At 48.6% G+C, this 22,051-nt stretch carries 10 protein-coding genes; all 10 read right to left on the bottom strand.

Annotation, left to right across the window (positions count from 1 at the left end; translation table 11 throughout):
• Nucleotides 1-45: 45 nt before the first annotated feature.
• On the bottom strand, nucleotides 46-2,109 hold the full coding sequence (locus KBW69_RS18060; protein ID WP_257281756.1) for a hypothetical protein: 2,064 nt from the start codon (nucleotides 2,107-2,109) through the stop codon (nucleotides 46-48).
• Between the two features lie 108 nt (nucleotides 2,110-2,217).
• Entirely contained in the window at nucleotides 2,218-4,179 is a 1,962-nt protein-coding gene (locus KBW69_RS18055; RefSeq protein ID WP_257276311.1) for a hypothetical protein, read from the bottom strand.
• Between the two features lie 171 nt (nucleotides 4,180-4,350).
• Nucleotides 4,351-5,796, bottom strand: a complete 1,446-nt coding sequence (locus KBW69_RS18050) for a hypothetical protein (RefSeq protein ID WP_257281755.1) — start codon at nucleotides 5,794-5,796, stop codon at nucleotides 4,351-4,353.
• Nucleotides 5,797-6,268: 472 nt separating this feature from the next.
• Entirely contained in the window at nucleotides 6,269-8,407 is a 2,139-nt protein-coding gene (locus KBW69_RS18045) for a hypothetical protein (protein ID WP_257281754.1), read from the bottom strand.
• A gap of 219 nt (nucleotides 8,408-8,626) precedes the next feature.
• Nucleotides 8,627-10,465, bottom strand: coding sequence for a hypothetical protein (locus KBW69_RS18040; protein WP_257276314.1), 1,839 nt, complete (start codon nucleotides 10,463-10,465; stop codon nucleotides 8,627-8,629).
• Between the two features lie 138 nt (nucleotides 10,466-10,603).
• A complete protein-coding gene (locus KBW69_RS18035; protein WP_257281753.1) occupies nucleotides 10,604-12,781 on the bottom strand; it encodes a hypothetical protein in 2,178 nt (725 codons plus the stop codon).
• 302 nt (nucleotides 12,782-13,083) lie between these two features.
• Nucleotides 13,084-15,126, bottom strand: a complete 2,043-nt coding sequence (locus tag KBW69_RS18030; protein ID WP_257281752.1) for a hypothetical protein — start codon at nucleotides 15,124-15,126, stop codon at nucleotides 13,084-13,086.
• A 183-nt stretch (nucleotides 15,127-15,309) separates the two neighbouring features.
• Nucleotides 15,310-17,019, bottom strand: a complete 1,710-nt coding sequence (locus tag KBW69_RS18025; protein ID WP_257254562.1) for a hypothetical protein — start codon at nucleotides 17,017-17,019, stop codon at nucleotides 15,310-15,312.
• A 145-nt stretch (nucleotides 17,020-17,164) separates the two neighbouring features.
• Nucleotides 17,165-19,597: a hypothetical protein gene (locus KBW69_RS18020; protein WP_257281751.1), complete on the bottom strand. Its 2,433-nt coding sequence runs from the start codon at nucleotides 19,595-19,597 to the stop codon at nucleotides 17,165-17,167.
• Nucleotides 19,598-19,712: 115 nt separating this feature from the next.
• Nucleotides 19,713-21,845 carry a hypothetical protein gene (locus KBW69_RS18015; RefSeq protein ID WP_257281750.1) on the bottom strand — a complete coding sequence of 711 codons (2,133 nt, stop codon included), beginning with the start codon at nucleotides 21,843-21,845 and terminating at the stop codon, nucleotides 19,713-19,715.
• Nucleotides 21,846-22,051 lie beyond the last annotated feature (206 nt).

Below are 22,051 nucleotides of genomic sequence, written 5' to 3'. Positions count from 1 at the left end.
GTACTGGGCAAAAACTTGTGAAAGGTCAGTTGCCAGACCAGATCTTCACATCTTCACTTTACCCTCCTGAGAACTCGGTGCATTGTCCTGGCTTACATCAAAAGGCTTGCGTTTTCGGTGCATTCTTTTGTGCTCAGACAGAACTTTAGCACTCTTGCAGACTTTACCGCACGGGTATTGAACCCCATCAGGCCCGACCAATGTTACGTCGCAGGTTTTTTGCCCGGAGTGAAGTCTCCTTTTGTGATCCGACAGGGCTTGAATACTCCTGCAGTCCACCCCACATGACTGCTGCTGGCCAAGCTTCCCGACCACAGTTTCATCGCAGGTTTTTTGCCCGGAGTGATGTCTCCTTCTATGATCCGACAGGGCTTGAGCACTCTTGCAGACTGCACCGCATGAACGCTGCTGGCCATCCGCTCCAAACACAGTTTTGTCACAGGTTTTTTGCCCTGAGTGGAGTTTTCTTTTGTGATCCAACAAAGTTCTCAGATTATTGCAGACGTTCCCGCATGATCGCTGATGGCCATCTTTTGTGATCACGGTTGCGTCACAGATCTGTTGCCCGCTGTGCTCTCTTCTTTTGTGATCCGCCAGATCGCGAGCAGTTCTGTAGGTCCTCCCGCATAGCCGTCGCTGACCATCCTCCCCGACTAAAGCCACTTCGCAGGTTTTGTGCCTGCAGTGGGCTTTCATTTTGTGATACGAAAGAGATTGGGCATTCCTGCAGACCTTTCCACATAGCCGCTGTTGGCCATCCGCTCCGACTAAAGTCACGCCACAGGTTTTTCGTCCGCTGTGGATGTTGCTTTTGTGAGAAGAGAGGACCCGAGCATTCTTGCAGACGGTCCCACATGGTCGCTGCCGACCATCCTTCCCAACCACGGTCACGTGACAGATTTGTTGCCCGGAGTAGTCTCTGCTTCTGTGATTCAACAGGACTTTAGCATTCTTGCGGACTGTCCCACATGGGCGCTGCTGGCCACCCTCCTCAACCACTGTTACTTCCCAGTTTGTTTGCCCATTGTGGTCTGAGGTCTGGACTGCGCCTGTCTGGAAAAGGTGGGGTTGGCCCCGACTAAATTGGGTTGATTCAGTATTTATTTGTTGTGTTTTTGGATGGATAAGCGTAAAGAAAAACTGGTCATTTTCGAGAAGACTCTGTAGGCCGGTTGACTCATCATTGACTACAAAATCATTAGTATTGAAAGACAAATTGCCGAGTATGGTCAAATTATTATTGAATGGCCCGCTATCTAAGGTTTTATGGACGATGCCTGCACTCATCGAGTCTGAGGCGACCTCGCTTATGGAGTTTTCATCAATGTCATGAGCCTGTGGCTCACATTGTTCATCAGAATTCGATGCTCTGCTATCGGATGATGGTCGGAAATTACAAACGCCACGACAGCTATGGACGAAACAATTTAAGCCTAAAGTGTGTGAGTGTTGTTGGGGATCTTTTCTGTTACCGTCGTCAGATTCAGAATACAAGAGGTGAGTGAAAGGGCCTGTAAAGTGGACAGTTGCTATTGGGGTATGCTGCGCTGATGATTCTGATGGCTGACTTTGTTGTTGGTCTTGTTCAGAGCCATACATCATAGTGGTGATCGCAAACGGGTGATTCTGGTTCGTCTCTTGTTCAATTGGGTTAAACAGTGGTGAATCGTGGTTCCAATAGCTTTGAAAAAGCCAGACGACAACGACAAGCAATTCTTCAGGTAGCGATGAATAAGAGGTGAAGCTCTGAGGGGCGTCTTTGTTGGTCAGGATCACTTCGTAGGCAATCAGCAGATAACTGGCGTAAAGCCATTGCCAGGAAATCGAATCAATAAGGGATCTTCTTATCCTGTAACTGAAAGTTCGGTGCCGGTTGTTATCAAGCGTCGAACCTGATCCTGAATAGTCGTTTTTGTTGGCAATATCTGACTGGCTGTCTGGCAGTGTGTTCTGGGCATGTTTTACAAAAAATCCCTGATTTGAAAAAACTGCCTTCTGTTCTACGTCGACAATAAAATATTCTGTCAATACTTTGGCTTGACAGAAGGCAGACGATAACAGTGTCAGCAGTAATGCCGAAAAGAGAGAGTGCTTAATAACTCTATCCACCCTGGTCCACATCATAAGACTTGCGTTTTGGATACATTCTTTTGTGGTCCGAAAAGGTTTTAGCATTGTTGCAGATCTTTCAGCATAGTCGCGGTCAATATTCAGCTCCTAATCAACAGTTTTGCGTTTTAGATGTACTCTTTTGTGATTCATGAGGGCTTTAGCACTGCTGCAGACCTTTCCACATAGCCGCTGCTGGTCATCCGCTCCGACCACTGTTTCATTACAGGTTTGCTGCCCGGTGTGGCATCTGCTTTTGTGGTCGTAAAGGGCTCGATTATTCTTGCAGACCTTGCAGCATAGCCACCGCTGACCATCCTCCCCGACTACCGTTTCGTGACAGGTTCTTTGCCCGCTGTGGTATCTGCTTTTGTGAGTTGTCAGTGCTTTGGCATTTTTGCTTATCTTCCCACATGGCCTCTGCTGACCATCCTCCCCTGTCACTGCCACGTGACAGGTTTTGTGTCCGGTGTGGTAACCGCTTTTGTGGTTGGACAGGGTTATGTGCTTTCCCCAGACCCTTCCGCATGGCCGCGGTTGGCCATCTTCTCCAACCACTGTTACGTCACAGTTTTTTTGCTCACTATGCCCATTTCCTCTGTGAAGCCGCAGGGCTTGAACATTTTTGCAGATCTTTCCGCATAGCCGTTGCTGACCATCCTCCCGTTGCACCATCACGTCACAGACTCTTTGCCCGCTGTGATATCTGTTTTTGTGAGTAGAGAGAGCTTGCAGATTTTTGCTGAGTGTCCCACATGGTCTCTGGTGGCCATCCTCCCAGACCACCATCACATCACAGATCTTTTGCCCTGTATGGGCAATTCTTTTGTGATCCGACAGGGCTTTGGCATGCTTGCAGACCTTTCCGCATGGCTGTTGCTGACCATCCTCCCGCTCCACCATCAGGTAACAGGTTTGTTGCCCGGTGTGGTATTTGCTTTTGTGAACTGACAGAGCTTTGGCACTATTGCAGATCCTCCCGCATGGGCACAGCTGGCTGTCCTCTCCGGATACTGTCGCGTCACAGGCTGATTGCCCGGCAGCGTCAGTTGTAAAGCTTGTCTCTGCTCTCAATGAATCTAAGGTGAGTTCATCTCCAGGATCACTGTTATTGGCTGGGGGGGCATCAATGCTATGCGGCTGTTGCTGCTGCGGTTGAGATTGAAATAGTTGACCAAAATCGTATTGACGTTCAATGGCAGGGATATCTTGCCATATGTCTAAAGGCGCGGTTTGCTGCTGACGTGTACCGATTACAGAACCAAAATGACTCATGCAGCTAAAGCAGTATCCATTGGCCAAATGGGCGCATGGGCTTTGTCCGGCGTTCGGCGGACGATCGGCGGGCTCTCCGCTATCGGATGATGGTCGAAAAATACAAACGTCATGACAGGGATGGACGAAACAATTTAAACCCAAAGTATGTGAGTGTTGTTGAGAACCTCCGTTACCACCGTCATAATCAGTAGTATTCAGGGGGCTGATGAAAGAGCCTGTAAGGCGGGTGGTTGCCCCTGAGGTTTCCTGACTGGATGATCCCGGTGGTTGGTTTTGTGGTTTGCTATGTCCTGAGGCCAACATCATTGTGATGGTGGCAAACAAGTGATTTCCCTGTTTCAGTAAAGATGTTGCCTCTTGTTGTTTGATCAGGTTAAACGACGGCAAATCGGAGTTCCAATAGTTTTTTAAAAGCCAGCCGAGGACAACAACCACTTCTGCAGGTAACCATGAATAAGGGGTGGAATTTGAAGGAAGGTTTTCGGTGGTCAGGATCGGTCCGTAACCCACCAACAGATGAGTGGCATAAAGCCATAGCCAGAAATTCGATTCAATAAGGGTTGTTTTTGCCCCGTAAACTGATTTGTCATCAGGCGATGAATCTGATTCTTCATAACCGTCCTTGTTGGTAATATCTGCTGGGCTGTCTGGCAGCGTTTGCCGGTCACGCTTTACAGAAAAGATCTGGTCTGGAGAACCTGCTTTCTGCTCAAACTCGACAACAAAGCGTCTCGTCAGCGGTTGAGCCTGACAGGTTGAAAACGACAATTGTAGTAAAAATAGCAGTACCACAAAGAATGAGTGTTTAATAATTCTATCGCTGCATTCTGGTTAACAGAGAGGAAGGATAGATCAAGAAAAGGAGTCTGTTTTTCTATCAAAAACCTTTTGTTAAAAACCAAAGTCAGCACTGCGAAAAACCTTATTAAAGGGAGGGTGTCAAATCAAGGGTTGGGGGCAAGATCAACAGGTTTGCATTTTCGATGTCTTCTTTTGTGATCCAGAAGGGCTCTGGCATTTTTGCAGACCTTTGTGCATTGCCGCTGCTGGCCGTCTTCCCCGACCACTGTTTCGCCACAGGCTTTTGCCCGGTGTGGTGTTTTTTTTGTGATTTGCCATTAGTACAGCATTCTTAAAGACCATTCCACATTTTTGCTGACCATCCTTCCCTACCGCGAGCAGGTTACAGATTTTTTGCCCGGTGTGGTATCTGCTTTTGTGATCCGTCAGGGCCAGGGCACTTCTGCAGACATTGCCGCATGGCCGCTGCTGGCCATCCTTCCCGACCACTGTTGCGTCGCAGATTTTTTGTCCGGTGTGGCATCTTCTTTTGTGATCCGAGAGGGCTTTAATACTGTTGAAGAGCCTTCCACATGGCCGTTGCTGACCGTTCTTCATGTCCGCCGTCTCGCCACAGGTTTGTTGCCCGGTGCTGTCTGTTCTTTTGCGGTTCGGTAGGGCTTGTTGGCAATCAGGTGAAGTCCCCATTGGATATGTGGAATCGGTCAGCGAACAGGAAACCCTGTTTTTTTCAGGAAGTGTATTATTACTCAGACTGAGTAACCCGTGGATTATAATCGAGTCATTAGCGGCGACAAGCAAACTCCATTGCCTTGGCTTACTGAGTGGCTCGACAGGGTCAGTTATACAGACTGCTTTTGCACTCATTAACTGTGAAGATTTGTCTGTCGAACTTTCTTCAGCATTTAGCGGCCAATTATTGGACCTTCTGTCATCGGATGATGGTCGGTAACTGCAAATGCCATGACAGGGATGGAGGAAACAATTTAATCCCAAAGTATGAGAGTGTTCTTGAGGATTTCCGTTACCGCCATCATAGTCAGTAGTATTCAGTGGGTGGGTAAAAGAGCCAGTCAGTTGAGTGGTTGCTCCTGAAGTTATCTGACAGGATGATTCTATTTGCTGACCTTGTGGTGGGTTATGTCCAGAACCCGGCATCATAGTCATGGTGGCAGAGGGTTGATCCTGACTGGTCTCTTTTTGTTTGATCGGGTTAAAAAACGGTGATGCCGGGTTCCAATAGTTTTTTAAAAGCCAGCCGACAGCGACAAACACTTCTTCAGGTAGCCATGAATAAGGAGCTGAGTTTGGAGAGATGTTTTTGGTAGTCAGTATCAGTTCGTAACCCACTAACAGGTGTGTGGCATGAAGCCATCGCCATGAAATCGACTCAATAAGTGTCGTTTTTATCCAGCAGTCATTTTTGTTATAAGGTGTTGAATCCAGTACTGCATGGTCGTTTATGTCGGTCGTGTCTGACGGGCTGTCTGGCAATATATGTTGGCCACGCTTTATAGAAAAGCTCTGGTTGGGAGAACCTTTTTTCTGTTCAAACTCAACAACAAAATGTCTTGTCAACGTTTGAGCCTGACAGATGACAAACGACATCTGTAGCAGTATCAACATTACCATAAAGAGTGAGTGTTTAATGATTCTATCCTTGCGTTCACGTTTACAGAAAAGAAGGATAGATCAAGAAAAAAAATGTGTTTCCTACCAAAAAGCTCTTTGTAGGGGACAATTTCGTAACGAATCTTGATATAAAAGACACCATCCATTTAACGACCATTCTGGCAATATCATCAAGCTCCATGCCACTCCGGTCGAAGAAGCGCTTGAGACGTTAACGCGCGGAGTCGGTCTCGGTGCCCCATAGTTGGGGCAGTACGGGACAGGTTGACTGAACCCATCTGGATGAGACCAAAAATAACCAGCGTAATTAAGGTCAATACGGGATTGATGCCAGCCAAGAGGGGTTTTAAGGTGCTTTGTCTCGAAATTGTCCCCTACAGAGCAAGAAACTTTTGTTAAAAATCAAAGTCAGCGCCGGGAAACACCTCATGAAAGGGCTGGAGTCAGATCAAAGACCAGGGGCATCATTACGGTCCAGAGCAACAGGCTTGGGTTTTTGATGCACTTTTTTGTGATTCGACAGTGCTTGAACATTCTTGCAGACCTTCCCGCATGGCTGCTGCTGGCCATCTTCCCTGACCACTGTCACGTCACAAGCTTTCTGACTGCTGTGGAATTTGCTTTTGTGATCTGACAGACTTTTGGCATCCTTGCAAACCTTTACGCATGGTCGCAGCTTGCCATCCTCCCCAACCACTTTCCTGTCGCAGGCTTTTGGCCCGGTGTGGGTTTTTGATCTGTGATCTGCCAAGGCACGAGCATTCTGGCAGACTTTCCCGCATGCCCGTTGATGACCATCCTCTCCGACTACTGTCTTGTTGCAGGTTTTGCGCCCTGTGTGATACCTGCTTTTGTGAGACGCCAGAGCTTTTCTATTCTTACAGACCTTGCCGCATGGCCGCGGCTGGTCATCCTTACCGACCACGCTCATGACACAGGTTTGTTTTCCGCAGTGTTCTTTTCTTTTGTGATCACCGAGGGCTATAGTGCCCAGGCAGGCTTTCCCGCATGGCCGTTGCTGACCATCCTCCCCGAGCACGCTCACGGTACAGGTTGTTTGCCGGATGTGCGCTCTTCTCGTGTGATCCTTCAGGGCGCGAGCGTTTTTGCTGAACGTCCCGCATGGTCGCATCTGGCCATCCTTCCCGAGCATAATCACACCGCAGGTTTGTGGCCCGGTATGGTCTCTTTTTTTATGATCCCGCAAGGCGTAAACATTCCTGAGAACCTTCCCGCATGGTCGCAGCTGGCCATCCTCTCCGAACACTGTTTCGTCACAGGTTAGTGGTTTGCTATGGGCGTTTCTTTTGTGATCCCCCAGGGCTTGAGTATTTTTGCAGGTCTTCCGGCATGGCCACAACTGACCATCCTTCCCGGCAATGATCACATTGCAGGTTCTTGACCTGCCGCCGACATTTCGTTTGTGATGCGACAGTGTTCGTCGGCAAGGTGTCTTTGTTAATTCAGCAGTCTCGTGTGTTATCAGGGCTTGTGCTGTGTCTGCCCGGGAAAGATGAGATTGGGTCTGACCCAATTGGGATGATTCGGTGGTTGTTTGTCCTGTTTCTGAAGTCACCACTGGGGGAGTGGACTGGGGAAATGTAAAAGAAATCCCGATTTCTTCGAGAAGTTCAGGTAAATAGAACGACTCGGAAGTCTCCGTTGTACAGCCGTACACCGTGCTCGATGAGTGCTGGGAATATGTGGTGTTTACAGGATCAACATAGCCTAAGCAACGAAGACAGCGTCCATTGGCCGAATGGGGGCATGAGCTTCGTCCGGGTGTTGTTTCTGTATGAACCGTCGAACTGTCTGCGGAATTAAGCGACCATTCAGTGAGCTGTCTACAGTCGGGTGAGAGTCGGAATCGACAAATACCATAACAGGGAAAGACGAAACAATTTAAGTCCAGGGTATGTAGAGGTTTTTGAGGGCCTCCGTTGCCGCCGCCTGAGTCAGAATAGAAGAGGCTAATGAAATAGCCTGCAGGTTCGGCGGCTCCCGGGGCTCGCTGCCCCGATGGTTCTAATGCCCGGGCTTGTGGTTGGTCTTGTCTATAGCCCGACATAGTAATGATTGTCACAAACGAATGATCCCCCGGTGTCAGCACAGGTCTTGCCTCTTGTTGTTCCATCGGTTTAAACAGCGGTGAATCTGGGCTCCAATAGCTTCTTAAAAGCCAACCGACAGCAACAAACACTTCAACAGGAGTCCGTGAATAAAGGCTGGAGCTCAGAGCGGCGTTTTTGATCAGGATCGGTTCGCAACCGGCCAGTAGATGGGTTGTGTAGAACCATGGCCATGCAATCGACTTAATAATGGTTGTTTTTACTCCGCAGCCGCTCAGTCTGTGCGGTTGGTCGTCAGGCGGCGAATCTGATCCCGGATCGACGTTGGTGCCGTCAATGTCTGACTGATTGTCCGGCAACGTATACCGGTCACGCTTTATAGAAAAGCTCTGGTTTGGAGAATCTGTTTTCTGTTCAAACTCGACAACAAAATGTCTTGTCAACGATTGAGCCTTGTTGGTGACAGGCAACAGGATGAGCAGCAAAAGCAGTGTTGCAGAGAGTAAATGTTTAATCATTCTATCCTTGCGTTCTGGTTTACTGAGCAAGGATAGATCAAGAGAATAAGCGTGTTTTTCTGTTAAAGGCCTTATTATATAAAACCATTGAAGTGTTAATGCATTCGTTGGCGAACCCGGACAGCGTGATCACGAGTCATCTCGCGGATAGATGGATCTCTTTGGGCGCTCTTTTAGACGAGCAGTGCCTTTTTGTATTTCTATTCATGGGGTATTAGATCAATTGTTACTCACACTTTCTTTTTGGGGGCTGTGGTCACTGTCCTTATTCACACCACAAAGCTTGCGTTTTCGATGTATTTTTCTGTGATCCGTCAGGGCTCTGGAATTTTTGCAAACCTTTCCGCATGGCCACTGCTTGCCATCGACTCCGACCACTTTTACGTCACAGGTTTGTTGGCTGGTGTGGTTACTTCTTTTGTGATCCGACAGGGCTTGAGCATTCCTGTAGACTTTTCCGCATCGTCTCAACAGACCATCTTCCCCGAACACCGCCACTTTACAGACTTGTCGCTCGGTGTGGTCTTTTCTTTTGTGATCCGACAAGGCTCTGCTACTACTGCAGACCGTATCGCACGGGTGCATCACGCCATCCGCTCCGATTACTGTTTTGACGCAGATTTGTTGTCCGCTGTGCTCTCTTCTTTTGTGATCCGTCAGAGTGCCAGCATTCTTGCAGACCATTCCGCAAGGTCGCGGCTTACCATCCTTCCCGACCACGTTATCGACACAGGTTCGTTGTCCACTATGGATTCTACTTTTGTGAGATGACAAAGATAGAGCGTTCTTGAAGGTTATTCCACATAGCTGCCGCTGGCCATCCTTACCGACCATAGTAAACTGACAGATTAGTCGTCCGCTGTGGTCTTTCCTTCTGTGATCCGCCAGGGCTCCACTATTCTTGCAAGTCTTTCCGCATAGCCGGGTCTGACCTTTTTCCCCGACTACGATCAAGGTACAGGTTTTTTGCTTGCTGTTGCAGTTGCTTTTACAATCCAACAGGGTTTGTTGGCGATCTGTCGATCCGAACATAACATTCTTAGTGGCACCAGAGGCCTGTACCGGGGCTGTCTGGGAAAGATGAGGTTGGCTCTGACCGAATTGGGATGGCTCAGTGGTTGTTTGTGTTTCTGAAGTCCAAAATGGGTGTATAAGCGTGTCAGAATTAGAAGAGATCCCGTCCCCTTCCTGAAGATCAGGTAAATAGAGTGGCCCGGAAGTATCCATTGTAAAGGCGCCCACCGTGCTCAATGGGTCTTGGGAATATCTGGGGTATAAAGGATAAGCATGGCTTGAGTAAAGAAAACAGTCTCCATCGAACGGATGTGGGCGTGAGCCTTGTCCGGGTGTGACTCCTGTCGAACTTTCTGCGGAATTCAGCGACCATTTAGCGAGCTTTCTGCTACCGGATGACGGTCGGAATTGGCAGACGCCACGACAGGGGTGGACGAAACAATTTAAATCCAAAGTATGTGAGTGTTCCTGAGGGCCTCCGATGCCGCCGCCAGAGCCAGAATAAAGGAGGGCAGTGAAAGAGCCCGTAGGGTGAATGTTGGTTGCAGGGGCTTGCAGGCCGGATAATTCTGATGTTTGGTCTTTTTGTTGGTCATGCCCAGAGCCATGCACCATAGTGATGATGGCAAACGGTTTATCCTGACTCGTTTCTTGTTGTTCAATCGTGTTAAGAAATGATGAAATGGGCTTCCAATGGTTTTTTAAAAGCCACCCAACAGCGACAACCGCCTCTAAAGGAAACCATGAATAAGGGATGAGGCACAGGGGAGACTCTTTGGTGGTCAGGCTCAGTTCGTAACCAACCAGTAGATGAGTGGCATAAATTAATTGCCGCAAAATTGACTCAGTCAAGGTCGTTCTTACCCCATAACCGCCGGGTCTCTGTGATTTGACATCAGGGGGAGAGTCCGTTCCTGCATTGCCGCTTGTGTTGGTAATATCTGGTGGTGTGCCCGGAAAAGTAAGCCGACCACGTTTTATAGAAATGCTCTGGGATGAAGAATTTGCTTTCTGTTCAAACTCGACAATAAAATGTTCTGTCATTGGTTGGGCCTGACAGACGACAGCCAGGGTCAATAGCAGTGACAGTGCCGTTAAGAGTATATGTCTAATGATTCTGTCCTTGCATTCTGGTTTACAGAGAGGAAGGATAGACCATCTCATTAAAGAGCAGTTGTCAGATCAAGGGCTGAGGTCACTGTTATTGTTTTGATCAACAGGCTTGCGTTTTCGATGTATTCTTTTGTGATTCATCAGAGATAGAATGTTATTGCAGACCGCCCCGCACGGCCGTGACTGGCCATCTTGCCCGGTTACAATCTCGTCACAGGTTTGTTGATAGGTGTGGGCTTTTCTTTTGTGGTGATACAAGGCCTGGGCATGCTTGAATACTATCCCGCATAGCCGGTGCTGGCCATCTTTCCAAAGCACCTCCAGATTACAGGTTTGTTGTCCGGTGTGGTATCTGCTTTTGTGGGATGACAGCGCCTGGGCATGCTTTAAGACCTTCCCGCATGACCGCTGCTGACCGTCTTCATCGACCATGATCACGTTACAGGTTCGTTGGCCGCTGTGGGCGTTTCTTTTGTGACTCGCCAGGGTTTTAGCACTTCTGAGGACCATTCCGCATGGTCGCTGCTGGCCATCTTCACCGATCACGGGCGCGTAACAGGTTTGTTGCTCACTGTGGTTGGCTCGTTTGTGATCCGACAGAGCGCAGGTATTCAAACAGACCTTGCCGCATGGTCGTGGCTGGCCGTCTTCGCCGATCAATATCACCTGACAGATTTTTTTTCTGCTGTGGGCTCTGCTTTTGTGAGACGAGAGGGTTTTAGAATTCTTGCAGACCCTGCCGCATGGTCGCGGCTGCCCATCCTCCCCCATCTCTGTCACCATACAGGTTTGTGGCCCACTGTGATCTCTGCTTTTGTGATCCCACATAGTTTGAGCATTCTTGAAGACCCTCCCGCATGGGCGCTGCTGGCCGTCCTCCCAGACCACTGCCACGCAGGTCTTTTGCCCGCTGTGGAATCTGCTTTTATGGCATGACAGGGCTGGAGCATTCTTGAAGACTCTTCCGCATATTCGCTGCCGACCATCGTTGGTGACCACGGCCACGTCACAGGTTCGTTTCCTGGTGTCGCGGGCTGTTCTTCTTACACGAGCCGATAAGGTTACAGAACTCTTGCAGATCATGTCGGATGGCCGCAGCTGGCCATCTTCTGCGATCACTATCTGGTCACAGATGGTTTGCTCGACAGCTTCTGTGTTACGGTCCACCCTAAAGCCCACTGAGTCTGAGGCGACCCCGTCTGAGGCGACCCCGTCTGAGGCGACCCCGTCTGAGGAGACCCCGTCTGAGGAGACCCTGTCTGAGGCGACCCTGTCTGAGGCGACCCCTTCTAAGGTGTTCCCACCCATAGAGTTGCCGCCAGTGGTTGGGTTGCTACCTATGTCATAAGCTTGCGGCGGAAATAGTGGGTCTGAATCGTATTGGAGTTGAATAGCAGGGAGATCAACCAATACATCGAAAGGCGAGGTTTGTCGGGAATGTTCAATGTCCCAGTGACCTATGTCACTAAAGCAATGATCATCAGGCAAATTGGGGTATGAGCTTACATAAGAGTTCAGCAACCATTCACTGAGTTCGCTGCTCATGGACGATTGCGGGAATTGACAAATGCCATGACAGGGAAATACGAAACAATTCAAACCCAGGGTATGGTGGTGGTGTTGAGGGTCACCGTTACCGCCGCCGTAGTCAGTATTCAAGGTGCTGCTGAAAGAGCCTGCCGGGTGCAGTGGTGCTATTGCAGTGTCCTGAACGGATGATTTTGATGACTGCCCTTGTGACTGTTGTCCAGAACCCAACATCATAGTGATGCTCTCAAATGGTTGATTTCCCTGTGTCAGCATAGATGTTGCCTCTTGTCGTTCAGCCGGGCTAAGTAACGGGAAGTCGGGGTTCCAATGGCTTTTCAAAAGCCAACCAACAGCGACAACTAGTTCTATAAGTACCCATGAATAAGGAGAGCTTAGAGGGGTTTCCTTCGTTGTCAGGTTCAGTTCGTAGGCAATTAGCAGATGAGTAGTGTAAGACCATTGCCAGGGAAGCGACTCAATAGTGGTCGTTTTTACCTCGTAACCGTCTGGTCTGTGTCGTTTGTCATCAGGAAGAGAGGCTGACTTTTCAGAGCCGTTTGTATCGGTAATGTCTGACGAGTTGACTGGCAACGCGCGGCGCTCAAGCTTTATAGAAAAGCCTTGGTTTTGGGAAGTTGCATTCTGTTCAAGATCGACTACAAAACGTTCTGTTAACGCTTGGGCCTGACAGGCGACAGATAACGTCAGTAAATGCAATAGCATTATTGCAAAGAGAGATTGTTTAATAATTCTATCCTTACTTTTTGACTTACAGAAGGCAAGGATAGATCAATAAAATGAGTGTGTTTTCTGTCAAGGACCTAATCTTCTGTAGGGGAGGATTTCGTAAGGAATTGCCAGTGGAAGATTGATTTGAGTGAACTTCGGGTGCCATCCAGTAAACGACCATTCTGGCAATATCATCAAGCTCCATGCCACTCCGGGCGAAGAAGCGCCTGAGACGTTTACGCCCGGAGTCGATCACTGGACCAGATCGTTACTTAATCGCTGTCGCTTTTTTAGGGACAAAGGGCATCGTTCTGGTTTACATCAACAGGCTTGCGCTTTCGATGTTCTCTTTTGTGAGTCGACAGCGTTTGAGCATTCTTGCAGACCTTTCCACATGGCCGCTGTATGCCATCCTCTCCGACCACTGCTGCATAACAGGTCTGTTGTCCTCTGTGGTATCTGCTTTTGTGCTCCGACAGGGCTTTAATATTCTTGAAGACCTTTCTGCATGGCCGTTCTATGCCATCCTTACTGATCTCTGCCCCTTCACAGGTTTGTTGTTCGCTATGGTCTCTCCTTTTGTGATCTGACAGGTCTTGAGCACTCTTGCAGATTTTTCCGCAGGGTCGCGGCTGGCCATCCTCCCCGGCCAAGGTTACGTTACAGGTTTTTTTTCCGCTGTGCCTCTTTCTTTTGTGAGCCGACAGGGCTTTAATATTCTTGCAGACTTTTCCGCATGTCAGGTGTTGGTCCTCTCCCCCGTCCACTATCACATCACAGGTTTTTTGCCCGCTGTGAAATAATCTTTTGTGCTCCGACAGGGCTCTGGCATTTTTGAAGACCTTTCCACATGGCCGCTGCAAGCCGTCCTTCCTGACATCTGTCTCTTCACAGGTTTGTTGTTTGGTGTGGTCTCTTCTTTTGTGCTCCGACAGATCCAGCCTGCTATTGCAGACCTTCCCGCATAGTTGTGGCTGACCATATTTCAGGTTCACTATCACGTCACAGATTTTTTCCCCAATATGATATCTACTTTTGTGATTCAACAGAGCTTGAGCATTCCGGAAGATCCTTCCGCAAAGCCGCTGCTGGCCATTCTCCCAAGTTACTGTTGCGTCACAGCTTTTTTGCACGGTGTGCTTGCTGCTTTTGTGACTCGACAGGACTTTAGTATTCTTGAAGACCCTTCCGCATTGTCGCAGCTGAACATTCTTCCCGATCATGACCACGTTACAGGTTTGTTGTGCGGTGTGGTATCTGCCTTTGTGATCCGACAGAGCTCTGGCATCCCTGCAGACCATCCCGCATGGACGCTGTTGGCCATCCTCCCCAATCACTGTCACGACACAGGTGGGTTGCGTGGCAGCGTCAGTTGTAAAAGCAACCCCTGCACTCATTGATTCCATTGAGTTGCAGCGACCGCTTGAGGTGCCATCCACGGCACGCACATGTAGCTTAAATTGTGGGTGAGAATCGCGTTGGAGTTGAATAATAGTGAGTTGATCCAATGTTTCGAAGAGTGAGAAATCTGTAAGGTCTTCAGAATCAAAACGACCTGTGCAACTAAAGCAATATCCGTCGGCCAAATGAAGGCATGAACTTTGTCCGAAGTGCTGCCGCCATTCAGCGGGGTCACTGCTATCGGGTATTGTTCGAAACTGACAAATGCCATGACAGGGGTGGATGAAACAATTTAAGCCCAAAGTATGTTGGTGTTGTTCAGGGTCACCGTCACCGCCGTCATAGTCTGAATTCGGCGAGCGAGTGAAAGAGTCAGTATGCTGGGTGGTGGGTTCCCGGGCTTGCCGGGTGGACGGCTCTGATGGCTGATGCGGTTGTTGGTTTTCTCCGGAACCCAGCATTATAGCGATAGCCTTAAACGGTTGATTCTGGCGTGTCAGCACGGCTGTAACCTCTTGTTGTTCAACCGGGTTAAACAGTGGTGAATAGGTGTTCCAATAACTTTTTAAGAGCCAACCGGCAGCGACAAACACTTCCAGAGGTAGCCATGAATAAGAGTTGGAATTCAGAGGAGCATTTCTGGTGGTCAGGATTAGTTTATAACCGACCTGCAGGTGAGTGGAGCAATGCATCTGCCACGAAATTGATTCAATAATGGCTGATTGTATCCCGTAAACGTGGGGTCCAAATGGTTTGTCATCAGGTAGTGAAGCTGATCCTGCATAGCTGTCTGTGTTGACAATGCCTGAAATTGGATGCAGGTCACGCTGTGTTATAGAAAAGCTCTGGTTTGATGGAAATTTTGCCTTCTGTTCAAACTTGACAGTGAAAAGCTCTGTCGACGGTTTAGCCTGACATCCCACAGATAACAAATTCAGCAGCAACACTGTTGCCGCAAAGATTGAGTGCTTAATAATTCTATCCTTGCATTCTGGTTTACAGAGAGAAAGGATAGATCAAGAAAATAAGCGAGCTTTTCTGTTAACTACCATCTGTTTAACATCAGAGCTGGCAATGAAAAAACATGACGGGTATCAGATAAGATCGTTATTGATTCACTTTACCTTTTTTGGGCTGAGGTGATCGTTCAGGTTCAGATCATCAGGTTTGTTTTTTTGATGTTTTCTTTTGTGTCCCGACAGGACTGCAGCACTCTTATAGACCGTCCTGCATGGTCGCGGTTGGCTATCATCGCTGAACAGGGTCATATCACAGGTTTGTTGCCGGCGGTGTTGTCTGAATTTGTGATACGACAGGGCTTGAGCATTCTTGCAGATTCTGCTGCAGGGTCGCAGCTGGCCATCTTCCCCAACCAGAGTCTCGTCACAGGTTTTTTGCCCGCTGTGAACGCTTCTTTTGTGATCCACCAGAAAGCGAGCATTTTTGCAGACCTTTCCGCATGGCCGTTGTTGACCATCCTCCTCGTCCACCATAACGTCACAGTTTTTTTGCCCGCTGTGATAGCTGCTTTTGTGAGATGACAGAGATTGAGCATTCTTGCAGACCTTCCCGCATGGCCGCTGCTGGCCATCCTCACCGATGACTGTTACGTCACAAGTTTTTTGCCCGCTGTGTTCCCCGCTTTTGTGAGTCGACAGGGCTTTAATGTTCTTGCAGATTTTTCCGCATGGCTGCTGTTGGCCATCCTTCCCGACCACGATTACGTCACAGGTTTGTTGTCCGGAGTGGTATCTGCTTTTGTGATCCGCCAGAGCTTTGCTATTCTTGCAGACCTCCCCGCACAAATGCTGTTGGCCATCCTCCCCGACCACGATCACGTTACAGATTTGTTGTCTCCTGTGGTATCTGTCTTTGTGATCCGTCAGGGCATTAATATTCTTGTAAACCTTCCCGTGCGGCTGTGGCGTAAATTGTGGGGCAGAATCGCATTGGAGTTGAATGTCTGGGAGTCGATCCAATGTTTCGAAAAGTGAGGAATCTATAGCGCCTTCAGGCTCAGAACGACTTATGCAACTAAAGCAATATCCATCAGTCAAATGGGGACATGAACTTTGTGCGGTAATCGGCGGCCATTCAATGGACTCACCACTATCGAATGATGGCCGAAATTGACAAACGCCACTACATGGATGGACGAAACAATTTAAATCTAAAGTGTGTAAGTATTGTTGAGGGTTTTCGTTACCATCGTCAGAGTCAGAATAGAGGAGATGAGCGAAATAACATGCAGAGTAGTTGTTGGCTGCCGGGAGTTGCTGGCCGGATGATTCTGATGGCGGGTATTGTGGCAAGTTATCTCCAGAGCCGAGCATTATAGTGGTGATCGCAAACGGGTGATACCCTCGTGTTAGCTGAGATCTTGCCTCTTCTTGTTCAATCGGGTTAAACCTTGATGAGCCCTGGTTCCAAGCATTTTTTAAAAGCCAACAGACGGCGACAACCGCTTTTAAACGTACACATGAATAAGGCTTGGAATACAAAGGGGCGCCTTTGATGGTCAGGATCAGTTCGAAACCAACCAGCAGTTGAGTGGCGTAAAGCCATTGCCATAAAATGGATCCAATAAGGATCGTTTTTATCCCATAACCGCCGGGTCTGAGTGGTTTCTGATCAGGTGATGAAGGTTGTCCTGCGAAGCCGATTGTGTTGACAGCATCTGAAAATCTATGCGGGCCACGCTGCTTTATAGAAATGCTCTGGTTTGTCGGACAGTTTGCCTTCTGTTCAAGCTCGATAGTAAAGCGTTTCGTACACGGTTTGGCCTGACAGACGACAGACAACAACGGTAGTAGCAACAATAACATCAGTGCCGCAAAGAGTGAGTGTTTAATAATTCCATCCTTGCATTCTGATTCACAGAGAGGAAGGATAGATCAAGAAAATAAGCATGTTTTTCTGATAAAGGCTTTCTGTTAAAAAACTATTGAAGTCATGCACCAGACCAGATCGTTACTTATTCACTTTAACTTTTTGAGTCCTGAAGTCCTCGTCCAGATCAGGATGCCTGCGTTTTCGATGTATTCTTTTGTGGTCCAACAGGACTTTGGCATTCTTGCAGGCTATCCCGCATGTCTGCTGATCGCCATCCTTCCTGACCACGGTCTCGTTACAGGCTTTTTCCTGGGTGTGGGTGACTTTTTTGTGATCCCCCAGGGCTCGGGCATTCTTCCAAATCGTCCCGCATGGTCGTTGCTGACCATCCTTCCCGACTACTGTCATGGCACAGGTTTTTTGCCCCGTGTGGTATCCACTTTTGTGATTGGTCAGAGCTGAGGCATTCTTGCAGATCGTTCCGCATGGCCGCGACCGGCCACCCCGCCCGACCACGGTCTCGTTACAGACTTGTTGACCGGAGTGGTCTTTTCTTTTGTGATCCGACAGGCTTCTGGAGCTCATGCAAACTTTCCCGCACGGTCGCTGTTGACCATCTTCCCCAAGCACGTTCTCGTCGCAGGTTTTTTGTCCGCTGTGGAATGTGAATTTGTGAGCCGTCAGGGTTTTAGCATTCTCCAAGACCTTTCCACATGGCCATCGCTGGCCATCCTTACCGGTCACCGTCACCTTACAGGTTTGTTGACCGCTGTGGATCATTCTTTTGTGATCCGAGAAGGTTCGGGCATTCTGGCAGACAATCCCGCATAGTTGCTTGTGACCATCCTCTGCAATGACTGTTATGTCACAGATTTTTTGTCCGGTGTGTTCTCCGCTTTTATGAGTTGACAGAGCTTTGGTATTCTTGCAGACCTTTCCGCATGGCCGCTGCTGGCCATCTTTCCCATCCACGATCACGTTACAGGTTTGTTGCCCGCTGTGGGATCTTTTGTGATCCGAAAGGGCTTTAGAGCTCTGAAAGACCTTTCCGCATGGTCGCTGCTGGCCATCTTTCTGAATCACAATCTCTTCACAGATTGATTGCCTGATGTGGATGCTTCTTTTGTGTTTCAACAGGGCTTTATAATTACTGCAGACTATCCCGCATGGCTGCTGTTCACCATTCTCCCCGACCACTATGAAGTAACAAATTTTTTGCCCGATGTGATCTCTGCTTTTGTGATACGACAAAGCTTCAGCATTCCGGAAGATCCTTCCGCAAAGCCGCTGCTGACCGCTCTCCCAAGCGACTGCAATGTCACAGCTTTTTTGTCCGCTATGCTTTCTGCTTTTGTGACTCGACAGGGCTTTAGCATTCTTGTAGATCCTTCCGCATTGTTGCAGCTGACCATTCTTCCCGATCATGACCACGTTACAGGTTTGTTGTACGGTGTGGTATCTGCCTCTGTGGTCCGACAGAGCTCCGGCATCCTTGCAGGCCATTCCGCATGGACGCTGCTGGCCATCCTCCCCAATCACTGTCACGACACAGGCGGGATGCGTGGCAGCGCTGGCGACCCCTTCACTCATTGACTCCATAGAGTTGCAGCGATCGGTGGAGGTGCCATCCACGGCATGCGCTTGTAGCTTAGATTGTGGGTGAGAATCGCATTGGAGTTGAATGATAGTGAGTTGATCCCGTGCTTCGAAAAGCAAGGAATCTGTAAAGTCTTCAGAATCAAAACGACCTATGCAACTGAAGCAATATCCATCGGCCAAATGAGGGCATGAACTTTGTCCGAAGTTCTGCTGCCATTCAGCGAGGTCACTGCTTTCGGATATTGTTCGAAACTGACAAATGCCATGACAGGGGTGGGTGAAACAATTTAAGCCCAAAGTATGTTGGTGTTGTTCAGGGTCAGCGTTACCGCCGCCGGAGTCTGAATCCGGGGGGGGAGTGAAAGGGTCTGTAAGCTGGGTGGTGGTTTCCTGAGCTTGCTGGCTGGATGGTTCTGATGGCTGGTGCGGCTGTTGGTTTTCTCCAGAGCCCAGCATTATAGTGACTGCCTTAGACGGTTGACTCTGGCGAGCCAGTGCAGCTGAAACCTCTTGTTGTTCAACCGGGTTAAGCAGCGGTGAACAGGTGTTCCAATAACTTTTTAAGAGCCAACCGACAGCGACAAACACTTCTATAGGTAGCCATGAACCAGAGGTGGACTTCAGAGGAGCGGTTCTGGTGGTCAGGATCAGTTCGTAACCAACCAGCAGATGAGTGGTGTAAAGCAACTGCCACGAAATTGATTCAATAAAGATCGTTTTTACCCCGTAACCGAAGGGGCTGAGTGGTTTGCCATCAGGCGTAAAATGTGATCCTGCATAACGGTTTGTGTCGACAATGCCTGAAAATGTGCGCTGGTCACGCTTTATAAAAAGGCACTGGCTTGATGAAAAGTCTGCTTTCTGATCAAGCTCGACAGTACCACGCCCTGTCCAGGGTCTGGCCTGACAGACGACAGACAACAACAGTAGTAGCAAGTAGAGTGGTGCCGCAGAGAATGAGTGTTTAATCATTCTATCCTTGCATTATGGTGTACAGAGAGGAAGGATAGATCAAGAAAATAAGCGTGTTTTACTATTAAAGACCTCCTGATAAAAAATTTTCGAAGTCATTTACCGGATCAGATCGTTACTGATTCACTGTACGTTTTTGAGGGCTCAGGTCATCGTCCTGGTCAAGATCAACAAGCTTGCGTTTTCGATGTGTTCTTTTGTGGGCCGAACCGTCCATCCCGGCCACTGCCTTGTCAGAGATTTGTTGCCCGTTGTGCACTCTTCTTTTGTGATCCCACAGGGCTCGGGCATCTTGCCATATCGTTCCACATGGCCGTTGATGGCCAGTCTCCCCGACCACTGGCTTGTTACCGATTTGCTGCCAGCTGTGGTCTCTTCTTTTGTGACACGACAGGGCTAGAGCATTTGTCCAAATTGTTCCACATTGACGCTGATGGCCATTCTCCCCGACCACAGTCAGTTCACAGGTTTTTTGCCCAGTGTGGTACTGGCTTTTGTGAGTCGATAGAGATTGGATATTCTTGCAAATCTTCCCGCATGGCCTCAGCTGACCATCCTCCCCAGTGATTATTTCAACACAGGTTTTTTGGTCTGAATGGTCATTTCTTTTGTGACTCCACAGGGCTCTGGCATTCTTACAAACCTTTCCGCATGGGCGTTGCTGGCTATCCTGCCCGACCACGGACACGTCACAGGTTTGTTGACTGCCGTGAGCACTTCTTTTGTGATCCGTCAGGGCTCGATTATTTATCGAAATTGTCCCGCATGGCCGCTGATGGCCATCCACTACCACGGTCTTATTACAGGCTCTTGGCCCGCTGTGGGTCATTCTTTTGTGATCCGAAAGGGCTTGAGCATTCTTGCAGACTATCCCACATGGACGTCGTTGTGCGTGCTCTCCCTCAACTATCACATCACAGGTTTTTTGGTTGCTGTGGACTCTGCTTTTGTGAGCTGACAGAAAGTAAGCAGTCATGCAGACCTCTCCGCATAGCTGTTGTTGACCATCTTCCCTGTCCACTATCACGTCACAGGTTTTTTTTTCAGTGTGATATTTGTTCTTGTGAGACGACAGAGCCTGAGCATTCTTGGAGACCACCCCGCATGACTGCGGCTGGCCATTATCCCCGACTACTACCTCGTTACAGGTTTGTTGCCCGGAGTGGTCTTTTCTTTTATGAGCTGAAAGAGTTTTAGAGCTCTCGCAGACTTTCCCGCATCGCTGTCGCTGACCATCCTCCCCGAGCACTGTCTCGTTACAGGTCTTTTGCCCGCTATGGACTTTTCTTTTGTGACCCGACAGGGCTTTGGAAATTGTGTAGACTTTCCCGCATTGTTGCGGCTGATCATTTATGTCGACTACTGTCTTATAAATAATATATTGTCTTTCTGAATCTGCTGCGGAGGGTAACTGGGTAAACGTAAAGGAAATTCCTTTTTTTTGTAGGTCGGATGACTTTGTTTTTAAAAGTACATTGTATTGGGCATGTGCATCGTGATCTGCTGATTGTCGGAATTGACAGACGCCTGCGCAGGTATCTACGAAACAATTTAAGCTCAAAGTATGTCGGTGTTGTCCAGGGTTTCTGTTACCGCCGCCAGAGTCAGAATACAGTGAGCCAGTGAATGAGTCTATATACCGGGTGTTGGCTTGAGGGCCTTGCTGATCGGATGATTCTAAAAGCTGGCCTTGCTGTTGGGCGTGCCCAGAGCCATGCATCATGGTGATGGTGGCAAACGGGTGATCAACCTGTGTCAGCATATATGATGCTTCGTGCTGTTCGATTTGTTGCTCAATCAGATTAAACAACGGTGAGTTTGGGTTCCAATAGTTTTTTAAAAGCCAGCCGACAGTGATCAACATCTCTAGTGGTAGCCATGGATATGGATTGGAGCTTAGAAGAGGAGTGTTGATGGTGTGGATCAGTTCGTGACCAAACAGCAGATAAGTGGCGTATAGCCATTGCCACGAAATCAATTCGATAAGGGGCGTTTTTACCCTGAAACCGGCGGCTCTGGGTGGTTTGTTATCAGGCGGCGAATCTGATCCTCTATAACCGTTTGTGTCCGCAATACCTGAATATGTATGCTGGTCACGCTTTATAGAAAAGCTCTGTTTTGCTGAAGAATCTGTCTTCTGTTGAAGCTCGACAATAAAACACCTTGTCAAAGCCTCGGCCTGACAGGAAACAGACAACGATAGTAGCAGCAACAACATCGGTGCTAAAGAGAGTGAGTGTTTAATCATTATATCCTTACGTTCCGGTTTACCGCATGAAAGGATAGATCAAGAAAATAACTGTGTTTTATGTGAGCGACCTTCCGTTAAGGAAACATTGAAGCAGACGTATCCGTTGGTGAGCCCCCGGACGGCGTGATCAAGAGCTATCCCGGGATAGATGGATGGCTTCGAGTATTTTTTAACGACTTTTGTCTTCAGATAGATCTCCTGAT

It is taken from the genome of Endozoicomonas sp. ISHI1 (assembly GCF_024606225.1).
GTDB lineage: Bacteria > Pseudomonadota > Gammaproteobacteria > Pseudomonadales > Endozoicomonadaceae > Endozoicomonas_A.
The sequence above is the reverse complement of the archived record's forward strand: the minus strand, read 5'-3'. Positions and strand labels throughout refer to the sequence as shown.

Bases quoted from the DNA above. Each gene is read 5' to 3' on its own strand.
- KBW69_RS18045 (WP_257281754.1), bottom strand. From the start codon at position 8,407: ATGATTAAACATTTACTCTCTGCAACACTGCTTTTGCTGCTCATCCTG.
- KBW69_RS18020 (WP_257281751.1), bottom strand. From the start codon at position 19,597: ATGATTAAACACTCATTCTCTGCGGCACCACTCTACTTGCTACTACTG.
- KBW69_RS18025 (WP_257254562.1), bottom strand. From the start codon at position 17,019: ATGTTATTGTTGCTACTACCGTTGTTGTCTGTCGTCTGTCAGGCCAAA.
- KBW69_RS18040 (WP_257276314.1), bottom strand. From the start codon at position 10,465: ATGACAGAACATTTTATTGTCGAGTTTGAACAGAAAGCAAATTCTTCA.
- KBW69_RS18015 (WP_257281750.1), bottom strand. From the start codon at position 21,845: ATGATTAAACACTCACTCTCTTTAGCACCGATGTTGTTGCTGCTACTA.
- KBW69_RS18050 (WP_257281755.1), bottom strand. From the start codon at position 5,796: ATGTCGTTTGTCATCTGTCAGGCTCAAACGTTGACAAGACATTTTGTT.